Genomic DNA, 15751 nt, shown 5'->3' with positions numbered 1-15751 from the left:
ATGATCGAATCGACCACCGACCGGGACAGACTGGCCGGGCTGGTACGGGAGCTGGCCGTCGTGCACGGCCGAGTCACCCTGTCTTCGGGCAAGGAAGCCGACTACTACGTCGACCTGCGCCGCGCGACGCTACATCACCAGGCCGCGCCGCTGATCGGAGCGTTGTTGCGCGAGTTGGTATCGGACTGGGAATTCGATGCGGTCGGCGGGCTCACCATGGGCGCCGATCCGGTGGCGGTCGCGGTGATGCACGCCCCCGGACGTCCGGTGGACGCGTTCGTGGTGCGCAAGGCCGCCAAGACGCACGGCATGCAGCGGCAGATCGAGGGACCGGACATCGTCGGTAAGCGGGTGCTGGTGGTCGAGGACACCACCACGACCGGCAATTCCCCGCTCACCGCGGTGCGCGCGTTGCGCGAGGCCGGGGCGACGGTGGTCGGCGTGGCGACCGTGGTGGACCGGGAGACCGGGGCGGATCAAGTGATCGCCGCGGAGGGTCTGGAATACCGTTCGATCCTCGGGCTCAAGGATCTCGCCCTCGGGTGACTGGGACGTCCGACGCTGTTGGCACTGGGTTAGCCTGGACGCTGGTCTCCTGTCGAACAGTGTTGTCGTGAAGGGTCGTGTGAGTCGCCTGTGGTGAGCATTGCGGTGAACAAAGGGCGTGAGAATGTCGCGATGCTCGGCATCGGCGCTTACCGGCCCACCCGGATCGTCAGCAACGCCGAAGTGTGCGAGGTGCTCGATTCGACCCCGGAGTGGATCTACGAGCGCACCGGAATTCACAACCGGCGCTGGATCAGCGGTGACGAGACGCTGCGTACGATGGCGGCCGCCGCGGGGGAGCGCGCGATCGCCAACAGCGGTATCGACCGGTCTCTGATCGGCGCGCTGGTGCTGGCCAGCTCGAGCTGGTTGAAACTGACCCCGCACGGTGCGCCGACCATCGCGCACGACATGGGGATGAACGGCATCCCGGCGTTCGATCTGACCTCGGGCTGCGGCGGTTTCGGCTACGGGCTCGGCGTGGCCGCGGATATGATCCGCGCCGGTTCGGCCGATTACATCCTGGTGATCGGGGCCGAGACGATGACCGTCGGCCTGGATCCGACCGACCGCGGCACCGCGATGATCTTCGGCGACGGCGCCGGTGCGGTGGTGGTCGGGCCCAGCGACGAGAACGGCATCTCTCCGACGGTGTGGGGCAGTGACGGCGAGAATGCCGAGGCCATCGCCCAGAACGTCGATTTTCTCGCGTACATGGACAAGGCGCAGGCGTTGCAGGGCGCGGATCCCGATGCCGAGCCGGTGGGCCGGATGTCGCTGCGGATGGAGGGACCGCGGGTGTTCCGGTGGGCCGCGGTGACGCTGCCGCGGGCGTTGTCCTCGGCGCTGGAGATGTCCGGGGTGGCCAAGGAGGACATCGAGGTCTTCGTCCCGCATCAGGCCAATGCCCGGATCAACGAGCTGATGCGCAAGAATCTCGGTCTGGCCGACGATATTCCGATGGCCAACGACATCGAGAACACCGGTAACACCTCGGCGGCATCGATTCCGCTGGCGATCGAGGAGATGCTGGTCAGCGGGCGGGCCAAGGGCGGTCAGCTGGCCTTGCTGCTCGGTTTCGGGGCCGGCCTGAGCTATGCCGGTCAGGTGGTTCGGCTGCCACCCGTACCGCTCGAGCCCAGTTTCTGATGCGCCCGTTCCGGATTGCCTATGCGGCGGCGGCCGCCTTGACCGTGGCCGGTGCGCTCACCGGACGCGAGCGGCTGCAGTGGATCGGCAAGCCCGCGATGATGCCGCTGCTGGCCGCCGACGTGGTGCGCGCGGGCGATGCGCTCGCTCCCGCGGATCGACGGTTGCTGCTCGGCTCGCTGGCCGCCGCGACGGTGGGCGATGTGCTGCTGATCGATCCGGACGACGATCGTCGCCTGGTCGCGGGTGCGAGCGCGTTCGCGGTGATGCAGACGGGCTATTCGGCGCTGTGGTGGCGGCGTGGGGCGCGGCCGCGGGTCGTGGTGGCGCTGCCCCGGATCGCGGCCTGGGCGGGAGCCGGTGCGCTGCTGCGGGTTCGGGCGCCCCGGATCGCGATTCCGTTGAGCGCGTACGGCGCCACGCTCGGTACGGCCGCGGTACTCGCCTCGGATCCCGGGCTGGCTCCCGAGGCCGAAACCGTTGCGGGGATGACCGTTCCGTCGTCCGATCCGCGTAGCCGGCTGGGACTGGGCGCGCTGCTGTTCACCGTCTCGGACGGGCTGATCGTGGTGCGCCGCCTGTTCGCCCGGACCTCGCGGGCTCGCCGGATCAGCGAGGGCGTCGTCCTGGGGACGTATGCCGCGGCCCAGTACCTGCTGGCCGATCCCGAAGTCCACCGGCGGTGATCCTCACAGGCACAGGATGATTCGGTCGCGGTCGGACGGGTCGACGCGGATCGAGATCGTCTCGCCGACCGCGATTCTGGGGCGGTCGATCGGAGCGACGTCGAAAACGATGGTGCCGCGGTAGGTTTCGGATCCGGGCACGTTCAGCTCGAGATCCAGTTCGGTGAGTTCGGTGTGATGGTCGGTGTGTGCGAGCGGATGCACGCCCTCGATCACCGCCCACCCTTCCAGGCCGTGCCGCAACAACTTCCGATCACTGTGCGAGGGACGCTGTGCGTAGAGCATCCCGAGACCGACACAGGATCCGAACATCCCCACCAACGCCACCAGCTGGAATGCCACCGTCCCCGGCGGCGTGCGATGCACCACCCACCCCAGCCACAGGCCGAGAAGGATCAGGTACCCGGCTGTCACACCGAGCACAGTGCGAAGTATCCGAGAGTGGTTCATGACCCACCTCCACCACCACTTACCAGGGTAGTGCCCGCGCGGCACCCCGCGCAGTAAATGCGTTCTCGGTTGTGTGATCATCCATCGGTGTTTTCCACCAGCGCGCGGTCGGCATCGTGAGTGCGGGCGACCAGGAACTACCCGGGCCCACCGAATGGGGTGAGCATCCGTACGGGGTGGGGCCCTGGGTGCAGGAGTTCGGGACGGAGCCGCCGCAGGATCCGCGGCTGGATCCGGAGTTGCTCGCCGAGGGCGATCGGCGCAACGTCGTGGACGCGTACCGGTACTGGACGCGGGAGGCGATCATCGCCGACATCGATGAGCGCAGGCACGAATTCCATGTCGCCATCGAGAATTTCGGGCACGACGCGAATATCGGCACCGTGGTCCGCACGGCCAACGCGTTCGCCGCGGCGGCGGTGCACATCGTCGGTCGTCGGCGCTGGAATCGGCGCGGCGCGATGGTGACCGACCGGTATCAGCACATCGAACATCACGCCGATATCGCCGGACTGCTGGAATTCGCCGAACGCGCGAATCTGGTCGTCGTCGCGGTCGACAACGTGCCCGGCGCCGTGCCACTGGAGACGGTGCGGCTGCCGCGCAACTGCCTGCTGCTGTTCGGGCAGGAGGGTCCGGGGGTGACCGAGCAGGCGAAGTCGGCGGCGGTCATGACGGTCTCGATCGCACAGTTCGGTTCCACGCGCAGTATCAATGCCGGGGTCGCGGCCGGGATCGCCATGCACACCTGGATCGCGCAGCATGCCGATCCGAGCCGAGCCTGGTGAACCGGGTCGATCGCGGACGCGAGACGGTTGGGTAACAAATCGGGCGCGAAAACCGCGGTTCTGCTGGCACCATGGATGCCATGAGTGCGTCCAGCGACGATGTGCCCACCCCACAGCACGCCCGTGCCGCGGCCGGTGGGGCGGCCGATCCGACGGCCGCGGAGTGGTCGCGCCGCGCGGATATGGCCGAATCCGCGATCGTGTCGCGCAGTCTGCTCAGGTTGTGGGGGATTCCGGGAACCGAACTGGGTGTGGTCGGCTGGCCCGCGGTCCTGCGCGAGCGGCTGTTCTTCACCTGGAACTACTGGTGGCAGGCGCATCTGATCGACTGCGCGGTCGACGCCGCCAACCGCGAGCCCACCGCGGCCCGGGTGCGCCGCGTCGCGGCGCTGGCCCGCGGGCATCGCCTGCGCAACCTCACCGGCTGGACCAACAACTACTACGACGATATGGCCTGGTTGGCCCTGGCGCTGCAGCGCGCCGACCGCATCCGCGGCGTCACCGATGTGCGCGGCGGGCTGGTCGCCCTGGAGAAGGCGCTGACCACCGGCTGGCAGCCGCAGATCGGCGCACTCCCGTGGCGCAAGGGCGCGGATTACTACAACACCCCGGCCAACGGTCCGGCCGCCATCGCCCTGGCCCGGTTCGGTCGCTACACGCGGGCGGCGGAGATCGCGGACTGGCTGGACAAAAATCTGCGTGATGGTGAGACGGGCCTGATCCTGGACGGCGTGCACCTGCCGTCGAATCGGATGGAGCGCAACGTCTTCAGCTACTGCCAGGGCGTGGTCCTCGGTCTGGAAACCGAATTGGCCGTGCACACAGGCGAATCCGTGCATGTGGACCGGGTGCGGCGGCTGGTCGCCGCGGTCGCGGAGCAGATGACCGACCACGGCGTCGTCACCGGCGGCAGCGGCGGCGACGGTGGACTGTTCAACGGGATTCTGGTGCGTTATCTGGCGCTGGTGGCCCTGTTGCTGCCGGGCGAGGACGCCGACCGGGCGCAGATCCGGCGGCAGGCCGCCTCCATCGTCACGGCCTCGGCCCGCGCGGCCTGGGATCATCGGCTCGAGGTGGAGGGCGAACCGCTGTTCGGCGACGTCTGGTCCGATCCGGCGCACCTGCCCGTCGGCACCGCGGGCGCGGCGAAATTCACCGCGAACGGATCGGTCACACCGTCTCGCACCCCGGAGCGGGATCTGTCGGTGCAATTGTCGGGATGGCTGCTGATGGAGGCCGCGTACACGGTGACCGCCGCCGGATTCTGAGTCCGCGGACCGTCAGAGGGCTTCGCCTTCGGTGCACATGGATTCGGGCCGATCGAGGTCGAAATCCTCGGTCGGGCGCGACATCTCCAACCGGTACTGCCGAATGCCCAGCGCGGTCCCGATGATCAGGCAGGCGACCAGCGTCCCGATCACCGTCGGCATCAGCCAGGACACCTTGCCCAGGAATCCGCCCGCGTAGAAGCCGATCAGCAACAGCACCGGAGCCCAGATGATCGCGCCGATCGTGCTGGCGAGGGTGTAGCGCCGGTGATCCATCTGCGCGGCCCCGGCCACCAGCGGGCACAGCGTGCGCACCCAGGGAATCCAGCGTGCCACCAGCACCGCCAGGAATCCGTGCCGATGCAGCATCTCGGTGACTCGCGTGAGATTTCTGGTGTTGATATATCGCCCGTCACGGCGGGCCACCAGCCGGTGTCCGGTGCGATGCCCGATGACGTACCCCACCTGATTACCCGCGATCGCGGCGATCATGGTGCCCACGGCCAGCGCCCACACCTGGGTGCCGCCGGTCTCGTGGGAAGCGAGCACGATTCCGGCGGTGAGCAACATCGAGTCGCCCGGCAGGAACAGGCCGATGATCAGGGCACATTCCAGGAACACGAAGATCAGGACAACGGTCCATACCAGCAGCGGCCCGGCAGAATCCAGCGGTTCCATACCGCCGAGTGCGAGGGTTACAGGGGTGTTCGGCAAGGTGTCAGCGCAAGGATTCGTTCGTCGGAACTACGTCGGGTTCGGTCTCGAGCACGGGCTCGTGGTTGCGGAGCTTCTTGGCGACCGAGATGATGCCCGGCAGGATCGAGATGAGCACGATCAGGATGAAGATCGCCTCGATGTGGTTGCGGATGAACGACACGTTGCCCAGCCAGTAGCCCAGGATCGTGATGCCGCCGCCCCACGCGATACCGCCGACGATGTCGAAGGTCAGGAATTTGCGGTAGTCCATCTGGGACACACCCGCCAACACCGGCATGAAGGTACGCACGATCGGCACGAACCGGCCCAGAATGATGGTCTTGGGCCCGTGCTTTTCGAAGAACGCGTGCGTTTCGGTGATGTAGCGCTGTTTGAAGAAGCGCCCGTCCTCCTTGTGGAACAGCGCCGGCCCGATGGCCCGCCCGATCCAATACGCACACTGATCGCCCACGATGGCCGTGACCGCCGCGGCGGGCAGCAGCACGAAAATGGAGACGGGGGGGTTCTCGTGCGCGGCGAGCAGACCGCCGGTGAACAGCAGCGAATCGCCCGGCAGGATCGGGAACAGCAGCCCTGTCTCGATGAAGACGATGACCAGGATCGCCGGCAGCACCGCATTGCTCAGCCAGGTCTCGGTGAGCAGATGCATCGGGTCGAGCAGCCCCTTTATTCCGGAGCTGCTCGCAAGAACGTCGGTAATGGCCAGCGCGGTCACGGCCCCCACAGTACCGGCCCCCGAGCTATCACACCGACCTGTGCCGAATTTGCGGTGGTGGACCGGGTGCGGGTACGGCGGTACCACCTTCCGGAGCGCGGACGCGGCACCTTAGGGTGAGAGGGGACAGATCTGTTTCTTCCCACCACGGAGGTCCTAGTGCCCATTGCGACTCCGGAGGTCTACGCCGAGATGCTCGGTCGGGCCAAAGAGAACTCCTTCGCATTCCCCGCGATCAACTGCACGTCGTCGGAGACGATCAACGCAGCGATCCGCGGTTTCGCCGAGGCCGGCAGTGACGGCATCATCCAGTTCTCCACCGGCGGAGCCGAATTCGGTTCCGGTCAGGGCGTGAAGGATATGGTCGTCGGCGCCACCGCGCTGGCGGAGTTCGCGCACGTGATCGCCGCCCGGTACGACGTGACCATCGCGCTGCACACCGACCACTGCCCCAAGGACAAGCTGGACGGCTTCGTCCGCCCGCTGCTGGCCATCTCCCAGGAGCGGGTGAAGGCCGGGCAGAACCCGCTGTTCCAGTCGCACATGTGGGACGGTTCGGCCATCCCGATCGATGAGAACCTCGAGATCGCCAAGGAACTGCTCAAGCAGGCCGCCGCGGCGAACATCATCCTCGAGGTCGAGATCGGCGTCGTCGGCGGTGAGGAGGACGGCGTCGAGGCCGAGATCAACGAGAAGCTCTACACCTCGTCCGAGGACTTCGTGAAGACCATCGACGCGCTGGGCTCCGGGGAGAACGGCAAGTACCTGCTCGCCGCGACCTTCGGCAACGTGCACGGTGTGTACAAGCCGGGCAACGTGGTGCTCAAGCCCGAGGTGCTCGCCGAGGGCCAGAAGGTGGCCTCGGCCAAGCTGGGTCTGGCCGAGGGTTCCAAGCCGTTCGACTTCGTCTTCCACGGCGGTTCGGGCTCGCTGAAGTCCGAGATCGACGATTCGCTGAAGTATGGCGTGGTGAAGATGAACGTCGACACCGACACCCAGTACGCGTTCACCCGTCCGATCGCGGGCCACATGTTCGCCAACTACGACGGTGTGCTGAAGATCGACGGCGAGGTCGGCAACAAGAAGACCTACGATCCGCGCAGCTACCTCAAGAAGGCCGAGACCTCGATGGCCGAGCGCGTCGTCGAGGCCTGCAACGACCTGAAGTCCGCGGGCAAGTCCGTCAGCGCGAAGTAACTCCCCCGCCTCCCCGGGACTTCAGCGTGTCGCTGGGGGCCCGGGGACTTGCGCGTCGGGCCGACGGATGGGTGCGTGGCGGCTTCCGGGTGACGGATGGGAGCGTGGTCTGGTCTTGGGTGTGCCCATGCGGGTGCCCAGGTGAATGCGAGAGCGGTTGTTGCGCAGGGCCGTCGGGGCGCGGGTGTACCGTGACTGCGACGGGGCGGCGCGTCCTTGACGGCTAGGCGGGGTGAAGTGTCACACAGCTTGGATGTTCGGGTTCTCGGGCCCGTTCGGTTGATGATCGATGGTGCGGCCGTTGCGGTGGGTGGGCCAAAGCCGCGGGCGCTGTTGGCCGCGCTGACGGTGAATCGGCGGCGGGCGGTGTCCTCGCAGGCGCTGGCCGATATCGTCTGGAACGAGGAGCCGCCGGACTCGTATCAGGCGAGTCTGCAGGTGTTCGTCTCGAATATCCGTAAGACGCTGCGTAATTCGGGGCTGGATGCGGCGTCGGTACTGCGCACCGAGTCGGCGGGGTATCGGCTCGAGATCCCGGACGTCGGATGTGATCTGGGGCGGTTCGACGCGGCGCGGCGGGCCGGTTCGGAGGCCGTCGCGGCCGGTGATCCGCGCGGAGCCGCGGAACTGTTCGGCGCGGCGCTGGCCGAATGGAGCGGTAAGGCGCTGGACGACTTGTCCGGTCTGCATTTCGCCGAAAGTTTCGCCACCGCCATGGACGAGGAGCGGCTACTGGTCGCCTCGGCCCGGATCGATGCCGAAATCGCTTGTGGCCGAGCCTCTTCGGTTGTCGGCGAGCTGGTGTCGATGACCAGCGAGCATCCGCTGCGCGAGCCGCTGTGGGTGCAGTTGATCACCGCGCTGTACCTGTCCGGGCGCCAAGCCGATGCGCTCGAGGCGTGTCGTCGGGTCCGCACGGTCCTGGCCGACGAACTGGGTATCGATCCGGGTCCGGCGCTGACCGAGCTGGAGCAGCGGGTGCTGCGGCAGGAGCCGCTGAACACCGCCGATATCGCCAAGGTCGAGCGGATGGCGCAGGCGATGACCGAGACGGTCACCGAGACGCCGCGGATGGCGCGCTCCGGGCAGCTGCGTCTACCCGACGGGCGTGCGGTCTCGATTCCCAAGGGCGGCTTGAAGATCGGCCGCATGACCGACAACGACCTGGTGCTGGACGATCCGAAGGTCAGCCGGTATCACGCGCACATCCTGCCGAGCCGGGCCGGACTGCTGATCAAGGATCTGCATTCGGCGAACGGCCTCTACATCAACGAGGAGCTGATCGACAGCGGTTCGGTGCTCGCCGACGGCGATGCCGTGCGGATCGGGTCGACGATCCTGCGCTTCGAGGGCTCCTCGGATGCGCCGCCGACCTCGGCGCTGGCGCCGGTCTCGCCGTAGGTCAGGGCGTGGTGCTGCCGGGGCCGCAGGCCACGCCGGTGCCCTTCGGATCGAGCAACGCGCTGTAACCGGGCTGCGAGGAGTACAGCGGGGCCTTGCCCGCGGCGCGTACCGAGGCGCAGTTCGGATACCAGACCGGAGTGTTCTGATCGCCGGAATCGTTCTGCGGCGGGCTGATCGTGCCCTGATCGTTCACGGTGAATCCGCTGCCACCGGCGCTCGAACCACCGGTCCCGGCGCCCGAGCCCGGTGCGGCCAGCGCCGCGCCGGGTGCGGCCAGGCCGAGCAGCCCGGCTGCGGCGACGACGGGAATCATGCGGCGCAATACTGAAATGTTCACGGCGGCAATCCTGAACGCTGCTATCGGATGAATGCTTCGCGTCAACTCTAGGCGGCTTTCCTGAGAGTTCGACGTTCACTGTGCTCCGTGACCGCGGAAAAATACAGTAAGGTCTGGTCCGGGCGATAAGGGCAAGTGGGGGAGCGAGGGGTTGGACCATGGCCATGCGGCTGCTTGCTGCCGTCGGGACGCTCGTCATCGGGGTATCGGTCGTGCCGGTCGTGGGGCATGCGGATCCCGCGCCGGCACCCGGAATCGGGCCGTGCGCAACCGATCCGGTGCCGACGCACGTCTCACTGGTGCCCAAGACGCTCGAGGTTCCGGTGCCCTATCCGGTGGTGACCGTGGATCCGGGTCCGTCGGTGTCCGCGCCGGTCAAACGCACCACGATGACATTGCCGACCAACCCCTGCACCAATCCGTGCCCGGATCTGACCGATACGCCCGCACCCCCGCCGAGTCTGCTGGAGCGCCTGGGCCTGCCCGATGTACTGGTGAGTCCCAAGCCGTTCTATTTCGCACTGCCTCCGGGGCCGTCCCCGCACACCGGTCCGCCGCCGCCCGCACAACAGCATCCGCCGACCGAACCGGGACCGCAGTCGACGGTGCGCGCCGCGCCGCGGATCGGGGAGGTGCGCGAGGTGGCCAAGGAGACCGGTGCGAATTCGGTCAATCGCACCGACAAACGCTGGCAGGTGTACGGCACCGATCTGGGTATCTCGTGGGAGAGTGCGCCCGGTGAGGTCGCCATGGCCTTCGGTGACACCGTGGGTGTCGGCTTCCATCCGCCCGGCGGCATGGGGCAGGACTGGCGCAGTAATGTGCTGGCGTTCAGCAGGAATCACGATCTGAGTCACGGCGCGATCTTCGATCGCATGGTCACCGACGACCGGTGTCACGCCGCCGAGGTGCTGGACAGTCGCAAGAAGGACAACATCGAGATCACCACGATCCCGACCTCGGGTTTCGCGGTCGGATCGCGACAGTACCTGAGCTACATGTCGATTCGCACGTGGAACAGCGCGCCGGGCACCTTCTTCACCAACTACGGCGGTATCGCCTACTCCGACGATCACGGCCGGACCTGGACCAAGGACCCCTACGCGCACTGGGACGACATCTTCGGACTGGCGAATTTCCAAGTGGCGGCGATGGTTCCGCAGGGTGACTACGTCTACATGTTCGGCACGCCCAATACCCGCCTGGGCTCGGTGGGCCTGGCGCGGGTGCGTAAATCCCAGGTGCTCAACACATCCGCGTATCAGTACTGGCACGAGGGTTCGTGGACGCCGGTCGGCGGATCCGCTTCCGCCACACCGATAGTCCAGGGTCCGGCCGGTGAACTGTCGGTGCGCTACGACGCCGCGCGCAACCTGTGGCAGATGAGTTATCTGGACACCACCAAGGCCGCAATCGTTCTGCGCGAAGCGAATTCACCCCAAGGCGTCTGGTCCGAGAGCACGCCCACGGTCAGCGTCTCCCGGTATCCGGAGCTCTACGGCGGTTTCATCCACCCCTGGTCCACCGGCTCGGACCTCTACTTCACCATCAGCACCTGGAGCGACTACAACGTCTACCTGATGCACGCACAGTTGGAAGACTGACTCTCCTAGCTCAGCTGGACCACGGCGATGGCTCGGCCGAAGAGTTTCTTTCCGGCGGAGGTGCCCGAGAGGAGCAGGGTCGCCGTGCGGCGTTCGGGGTCCAGGGATTTGACCTTGGCGGTGAATTCGATCCGGGCGGGCGCGGTGGCCTCGACCGGGACCAGGCCGGCGAAGCGCACGCTGTAGGACTCGACGGCGGTCGGGTCGCCCAGCCACGAGCTCAGGTATTCCGCGCCCAGACCCATGGTGAGCAGGCCGTGTGCCACCACGGTCGGCAGTCCGGCCAGCTCGGCGGCGCGGTCGCTGTAGTGGATCGGGTTCGGATCGGCGGCGACGCCGGCGTAGTTCACCAGATCGCCACGGGTGAGCTGCATCCGGCCGATCGGCAGCTCATCGCCGACGGCCAGTTCCTCGAAGCGCGGGATCGTGTGCACCTCGGTGTTCCGGCGCGATCGTGCCAGCGGCGGCACGATGACGGCCTGCTCCTCGGTGATCGGGATGAGCACCTCGGGGTCGGCCTCGGTGCTCTCGCGGCGCTGCATCACCAGGCCCTCGACCAGCCGGACGATATCGGAGTCGACCTCCTGGCCCAATCGCGCCACGATCGTCACCGTCGCGACGACCGCGACCTCGCCGTCCTCGTCGATCAGGGTGGCCCGCACGGTGACGAAGTCGTTGCCGCGCACCTGGCGGATCGATTCGATCTTCGCCTGACTGGTCGTGCACCGGCCGACCACGAGCGGGCGGTGGATCTCGAAAAGCTGGTCGGTCTGCAGGATTTGGGACAGATCGTATTGCGTGAGCGTCGAATCCAGCAGTGCCTGCGTGATCGTCATGCCGATGACGGCGGCGAAGGTCGGCGGCGCCAGGATGTTCCGGTGGCCGAGTTTTGCTGCCTCGTCCTCGAAGCGGTGTGCCGGGTGGTTGTTCTGGACCGCGCGGGCGAATTCCCGGACCTTCTCACGACCGACGTCGTAATGATCCCTGATGCGGAAGTTCTGCCCGACCAGTTCCGTGGTTGCCGACGCTTCGGGTGCCAGCTGCGGCATATTCCCTGTGCTCCCTGCTTGTCTTCACCCTGTAAAAGGCGATCATGGCGCGAAATGCGTGGGCCACACCCGGGCTGTGGGCGCGGCCGGATAACTCAATTACTCTACCGATGAGTAGGACCGATGACCAGGTGTCTGTGAGGGGTATCGCCCGACGACGTGAAAGCGTCACAGCACACGGGAAATCGCCTCGTCACACCGTGGACGAGGCGATCCCGGAACTACTGCGCGGCGTTCGGCAGATCACACACCTTCCAGCCGTCGGCGGTGTTCTGCAGGTCGAAGGTGCGCGAGGTGCGGGTGGCATCGGCGTCGGTGTAGACGCTGGCCTGCGCCACCGCCTTGTCGCCGGTGATCTGGACCGAGTTCACGCTGTCGACCTTGGGGATCTTGCGCTGGTCGACCGCGAGTTTGTGCACGCTCGCGTACTGGTCGGGCGACTTCGCCATGCCCTTGTAGAAATCGTTCTGCGCACCACAGGTCGCGGCCTGTAGATCGGGCAGACTGCCCGAATCCAGGGCCTTGGTGTAGGCGGTGATGGCCGTCTTGACCTTCGCCTCGGGCGAATTGTCGCCACCGCCGACCACGGCGATGATCACGCCGACCACCACCACGATCAGCGCGACCGCCGCACCCGCGATCAGCAGGCCGCGCCGGTTGCGGCGCTTGGGCTCGCCCGGCGATTCGTCCGGTGCGCCGGGGATGCGCTGCGGGGTGGCGATGGTGCGCAGCTCGGCCGGGGATTGCTGTTGTGCCGCAAAGGATTGCGATCCCGACGGGGCCTGCGTTCCGCCCGGGGCCGAGGGTGGCCGCGGCTGTCCCGGGTCGGTGGGTTGCGCATCCGCCGGTGAGGGGGCGCTGGTCCCGGCCTTGCCGTCCATCCGCATCTTCTCGGTGGCCTGCTCGCCCGAGCCCTGGATCGGCAGCACGGTCGTCTTGTCGCCGGAAGTATCCGGGACCATCGGAATGACAGCGGTTTTCGGATCGATCGGCTTCGCGCCGCCCTGGTCCGGATCGGTACCCGATCCGGATTTCGCTGTGCCGGAAGGTTTTCCGCCCGGCAGTGCGGACTTGGGGATGACCGTGGTCTTGCCGCTCGCGCCCGGTGTGCCGGACTGCTCCGAATTCTCTTCCCGCGCATCGGAATCGGGCTTCCCGGCCGTTCCGGGCTTCCCGCCGCCCTTGGTCATGGCCTGGGTGACGGCCTCGGATGTCCCCGCCGCGTCCTTTGCCGACGAATCCTGGGCCTTCGAGGATCCGGCAGGTGCGGAAGGACCCGGCAGCGACACCGCCGGTGTGGTCGATCCCGTCCCGCCCGGCTTCGGAGGCGGCACGCTGCCGGGCCGCGGCACCGCCGAGGGGCCCGCGCCCGGCCCGGTCGCCGGATTCGCGGATCCCCCTGCGGGCCGGGGAGGGGGCCCCGAGCCGGGGCGGGCTGCCGGATTCCCACTCCCGGAACCCGATGCGGGATTCGTGGGCGCGGGTATCACACGAGTCGGCCCGTCGCCGGGGCTCGGTGCTGACGTCCCGGTCTTCGGTCGGTCCGCAGGGTTGTCGGTCTTGGATCGGCCCTGCGCCGGTCCGTTGCCGGGCCGCGAGGACTCGGTCCCGGGCCGGGGCGCCGGATTCGCGGGAGTGCCCTGATCGGACCCGTTACCGGAATCCGACCCGGCCGACTTTCCGGGCGGAGTCGAATCCGCCCCTCCCGTCGATCCGCCGGGTTGCTGCTTTCCGGATGCCTCGTCCCCGGGCCGTCCGGTCGAACCCATGAGTACCCCCTCTCCGGTCCCGCCGAAGCGCGGTCCCATAGCCGACACCGCCCCGCGATCCACCGAATCGGCGGCTGCGGGCGGCCGTTGTGCCGGTCCGTTGCCAGGGCGTGTGGGTGCCCCACCGCCGGACCGGGCTGTCGAGTCTGCTGCGGCCGGTCGTTGCGCCGGTCCACCGAGTCGCGATGTCGCGGAGGGATCCGCACCGAGTCGTCCGGCCGGATTCGCGGGTGCGTCCTGGCCGGATCCGCCGCCGGGACGCGGTGCCCCGGATCGTGCTGTCGAATCCGGCGAGCCGGGTAGCCGTTGTGCCGGTCCGTTGCCGAGTCGCGCGGTCGGATTGGCGGGTGCGTCCCGACCGGGGCCGCCGCCGGGGCGCGGTCCCTCGGATGCCCCCGGACCGGACCATGCTGTCGAATCGGCGGATGCCGGTGGCCGTTGTGCCGGTCCGCCCGGTCGGGTGGTTCCGGGGGTCTCGCCGAGTCTCGGCCCGGCGGGTGCGCCCACGTTGGACCGTGCCGTCGAATCGGCCGGCGTGGGTGGCCACTGGGCCGGTCCGCGTGTGGTCCCGGAGGTCTCGGCGTCGGGCCGTCCGGCCGGATTCGCGGGCGTGTTCCGGGCGGGTTCGTCGCCTGGCCGCGCTGCTCCCGGACCGGACCGGCCCGGCGGGTTCACCAGATCGCGGGAGGCGCGCAGGGCGCCGAACAGCCCCGGGCCCGGCCGGGCCGGATTGGTCGGTGGCGGTGTGCTCTGGCCCGATCGATCGCCGGACTGAGGTCCGGCCGGGGTCGGCGCACTTCGGGTGGATTCGTTGCCTGGACGCGGGGGAGTCGATCCTGCCGAGCCCGGCCGGTCCGCCGGTGTCGGCGAGCCCTGCGCGGGGCCGTTGCCGGTCCGCGCATCGGGCCGGACCGGATCGCCCGAGGCGGGCGCACCCTGGGCCGGTCTGCTGCCCGGCCATCCCGCGGGCTGTCCGCCACCCGGACGTCGGCTGTCCGATGGCGCGGCAGCCGATCGGGGGTCGCGACCACCCGGAGGCGTCGACCCGCCCGCGAACTTCAGCGTCTGCGCATCGCCGGGCCGCGGCGCGGCGGGCGAATTCGAAGCAGGGGCACTCCCAGGGGATCCCGGCGGATTGCTGCCGAACATCGCCGTAGGTCCTTCGCCGGGACGTGGTGTGCCGGGCGAATCCGAAGCACTGCCAGGTGATCCCGCCTGATTGGCGCCGAATTTCGCCGTCGGTCCCTCGCCGCGGCGTGGTTGACCGGGTGTGCCGCCGGGAGTCGGTCCGGGTGTGCCCGCCGGTCCGCCGGGCCGTGCGGTCCCCGAGGCCGGGGCGGGCCCGGCGCCGGGACGTGCTGCGGCAGGCGGATTCGAGGCCGGTGCGTCGCCGGGCTGTCTCGACCGGACCGGCCAACCTGCGAATTTCGCGGTCGGCCCTTCGCCCGGCCGCTGCGCATTCGACGACGTGTCGCCAGCCGGAGTTGTCGACCCGGTCGTGGACTTCGCGGACCGGTCATCGCCCGGGTGCTGTGGCGTGCGCGGGCAGCCGGGCGAGTCCGGTGTGCGTTGGTTGCCGAGGGAGCCAGGTGTGCGTTCGTTCCCCGGACGTGCCGCGCCGGGAGTCGAGACGGGCCCGTTGCCGGGGCGCGTCGATGCGGGTGCGCCTCCGTCGCCCGGACGTCCTACGCCGCCCGGCGACGCCGGTCCGGCCGAGCCGCCCGCGAATTTCGCCGTCGGCCCGTCGCCGGGCGGATTCGAGGCGGATCCGCCACCCGGACGTGACGTGCCGGGGGTCGGCCCGTTGCCGGGAGGGTTCCCTGCCGGACTGCCGCCGGGGCGTGGTGCGCCAGGTCCCGGGAGCGGTCCGCTGCCCGGACGGGGTGCGGCGGGGGCGCCCCCCGGACGTCCGGGAGCGCCGGAGACCAGTGGTGGCCTCGGTGCGTTGCCCGGACGTGGTGCGCCCGGTGTGGCCGGATTGCCCGGACGCGGGCCCGCGTTCGCCGAGCGGGGATCCGGCGGATCGGCTTGTCCCGAGCCGGGGTTCGCGCCCAGGGGAGCGCCCGGCGGAC

The 15751-nt window shown here is 68.7% G+C and carries 15 protein-coding genes and 1 pseudogene; 10 read left to right on the top strand and 6 right to left on the bottom strand.

Annotation, left to right across the window (positions count from 1 at the left end):
- The 3 genes from pyrE (at position 1) to ON40_RS31490 (ending at position 2381) form a co-directional block, all read left to right on the top strand.
- The gene (gene pyrE / locus ON40_RS31500) at positions 1–546 is read left to right on the top strand and encodes an orotate phosphoribosyltransferase (protein WP_040828671.1); all 546 of its coding nucleotides are present in this window, start codon (positions 1–3) and stop codon (positions 544–546) included.
- A 90-nt stretch (positions 547–636) separates the two neighbouring features.
- Positions 637–1695, top strand: a complete 1059-nt coding sequence (locus tag ON40_RS31495) for a beta-ketoacyl-ACP synthase 3 (protein WP_040828670.1) — start codon at positions 637–639, stop codon at positions 1693–1695.
- Positions 1695–2381: a lysoplasmalogenase gene (locus tag ON40_RS31490; RefSeq protein WP_040828668.1), complete on the top strand. Its 687-nt coding sequence runs from the start codon at positions 1695–1697 to the stop codon at positions 2379–2381. The genes ON40_RS31495 and ON40_RS31490 overlap by 1 nt, the downstream gene beginning before the upstream one ends.
- A gap of 3 nt (positions 2382–2384) precedes the next feature.
- On the opposite strand, the gene ON40_RS31485 is transcribed toward ON40_RS31490, so the two are convergent.
- Positions 2385–2804 carry a hypothetical protein gene (locus ON40_RS31485; RefSeq protein WP_373282002.1) on the bottom strand — a complete coding sequence of 140 codons (420 nt, stop codon included), beginning with the start codon at positions 2802–2804 and terminating at the stop codon, positions 2385–2387.
- A 143-nt stretch (positions 2805–2947) separates the two neighbouring features.
- Between ON40_RS31485 and ON40_RS31480 the strand changes: the two genes are divergently transcribed.
- Together ON40_RS31480 and ON40_RS31475 are read left to right on the top strand one after the other, a co-directional pair.
- On the top strand, positions 2948–3619 hold the full coding sequence (locus tag ON40_RS31480) for a TrmH family RNA methyltransferase (RefSeq protein WP_245568075.1): 672 nt from the start codon (positions 2948–2950) through the stop codon (positions 3617–3619).
- A gap of 182 nt (positions 3620–3801) precedes the next feature.
- Positions 3802–4887, top strand: a complete 1086-nt coding sequence (locus ON40_RS31475) for a glycoside hydrolase family 76 protein (RefSeq protein ID WP_040828698.1) — start codon at positions 3802–3804, stop codon at positions 4885–4887.
- A gap of 12 nt (positions 4888–4899) precedes the next feature.
- Here ON40_RS31475 and ON40_RS31470 read toward each other — a convergent pair whose 3' ends face one another.
- Entirely contained in the window at positions 4900–5565 is a 666-nt protein-coding gene (locus tag ON40_RS31470; protein WP_040828665.1) for a DedA family protein, read from the bottom strand.
- A gap of 40 nt (positions 5566–5605) precedes the next feature.
- Positions 5606–6253: a DedA family protein gene (locus ON40_RS31465; protein WP_051193807.1), complete on the bottom strand. Its 648-nt coding sequence runs from the start codon at positions 6251–6253 to the stop codon at positions 5606–5608.
- 225 nt (positions 6254–6478) lie between these two features.
- Between ON40_RS31465 and fbaA the strand changes: the two genes are divergently transcribed.
- On the top strand, positions 6479–7516 hold the full coding sequence (fbaA, locus tag ON40_RS31460; protein ID WP_040828664.1) for a class II fructose-bisphosphate aldolase: 1038 nt from the start codon (positions 6479–6481) through the stop codon (positions 7514–7516).
- A 282-nt stretch (positions 7517–7798) separates the two neighbouring features.
- Positions 7799–8917, top strand: coding sequence for a BTAD domain-containing putative transcriptional regulator (locus ON40_RS31455; RefSeq protein WP_051193800.1), 1119 nt, complete (start codon positions 7799–7801; stop codon positions 8915–8917).
- 1 nt (position 8918) lies between these two features.
- Here ON40_RS31455 and ON40_RS31450 read toward each other — a convergent pair whose 3' ends face one another.
- Positions 8919–9257, bottom strand: coding sequence for an excalibur calcium-binding domain-containing protein (locus tag ON40_RS31450; protein ID WP_051193799.1), 339 nt, complete (start codon positions 9255–9257; stop codon positions 8919–8921).
- 158 nt (positions 9258–9415) lie between these two features.
- Here ON40_RS31450 and ON40_RS31445 point away from each other — a divergent pair, with 158 nt between their 5' ends.
- Entirely contained in the window at positions 9416–10861 is a 1446-nt protein-coding gene (locus ON40_RS31445; protein WP_040828662.1) for a glycoside hydrolase family 183 protein, read from the top strand.
- A gap of 5 nt (positions 10862–10866) precedes the next feature.
- Here ON40_RS31445 and ON40_RS31440 read toward each other — a convergent pair whose 3' ends face one another.
- Positions 10867–11910: a fused (3R)-hydroxyacyl-ACP dehydratase subunits HadA/HadB gene (locus tag ON40_RS31440; protein ID WP_040828660.1), complete on the bottom strand. Its 1044-nt coding sequence runs from the start codon at positions 11908–11910 to the stop codon at positions 10867–10869.
- Positions 11911–12131: 221 nt separating this feature from the next.
- Positions 12132–13100, bottom strand: a complete 969-nt coding sequence (locus tag ON40_RS31435; protein ID WP_051193798.1) for an Rv0361 family membrane protein — start codon at positions 13098–13100, stop codon at positions 12132–12134.
- On the opposite strand from ON40_RS31435, the gene ON40_RS31430 reads away from it, so the two are divergent.
- Both ON40_RS31430 and ON40_RS52205 read left to right on the top strand, forming a co-directional pair.
- Positions 13099–13554: a hypothetical protein gene (locus ON40_RS31430; RefSeq protein ID WP_040828658.1), complete on the top strand. Its 456-nt coding sequence runs from the start codon at positions 13099–13101 to the stop codon at positions 13552–13554. The two genes, ON40_RS31435 and ON40_RS31430, sit on opposite strands and share 2 nt — an antisense overlap.
- Positions 13555–15270: 1716 nt before the next feature.
- Positions 15271–15751 (top strand): annotated as a pseudogene (locus ON40_RS52205) (hypothetical protein); the annotation flags it as partial.

The sequence above is a fragment of the Nocardia jiangxiensis NBRC 101359 genome, from assembly GCF_000308615.1.
Classification (GTDB): domain Bacteria; phylum Actinomycetota; class Actinomycetes; order Mycobacteriales; family Mycobacteriaceae; genus Nocardia; species Nocardia jiangxiensis.
The sequence above is the reverse complement of the archived record's forward strand: the minus strand, read 5'-3'. Positions and strand labels throughout refer to the sequence as shown.

Excerpts from the sequence above, each read along its gene's own strand:
- pyrE (WP_040828671.1), top strand. The coding sequence starts at position 1 with ATGATCGAATCGACCACCGACCGGGACAGACTGGCCGGGCTGGTACGG.
- ON40_RS31490 (WP_040828668.1), top strand. The coding sequence starts at position 1,695 with ATGCGCCCGTTCCGGATTGCCTATGCGGCGGCGGCCGCCTTGACCGTG.
- ON40_RS31475 (WP_040828698.1), top strand. The coding sequence starts at position 3,802 with ATGGCCGAATCCGCGATCGTGTCGCGCAGTCTGCTCAGGTTGTGGGGG.
- ON40_RS31470 (WP_040828665.1), bottom strand. The coding sequence starts at position 5,565 with ATGGAACCGCTGGATTCTGCCGGGCCGCTGCTGGTATGGACCGTTGTC.
- ON40_RS31465 (WP_051193807.1), bottom strand. The coding sequence starts at position 6,253 with ATGCATCTGCTCACCGAGACCTGGCTGAGCAATGCGGTGCTGCCGGCG.
- ON40_RS31455 (WP_051193800.1), top strand. The coding sequence starts at position 7,799 with ATGATCGATGGTGCGGCCGTTGCGGTGGGTGGGCCAAAGCCGCGGGCG.
- ON40_RS31445 (WP_040828662.1), top strand. The coding sequence starts at position 9,416 with ATGGCCATGCGGCTGCTTGCTGCCGTCGGGACGCTCGTCATCGGGGTA.
- ON40_RS31440 (WP_040828660.1), bottom strand. The coding sequence starts at position 11,910 with ATGCCGCAGCTGGCACCCGAAGCGTCGGCAACCACGGAACTGGTCGGG.
- ON40_RS31430 (WP_040828658.1), top strand. The coding sequence starts at position 13,099 with ATGGCCTGGGTGACGGCCTCGGATGTCCCCGCCGCGTCCTTTGCCGAC.
- ON40_RS31435 (WP_051193798.1), bottom strand. The coding sequence starts at position 13,100 with ATGACCAAGGGCGGCGGGAAGCCCGGAACGGCCGGGAAGCCCGATTCC.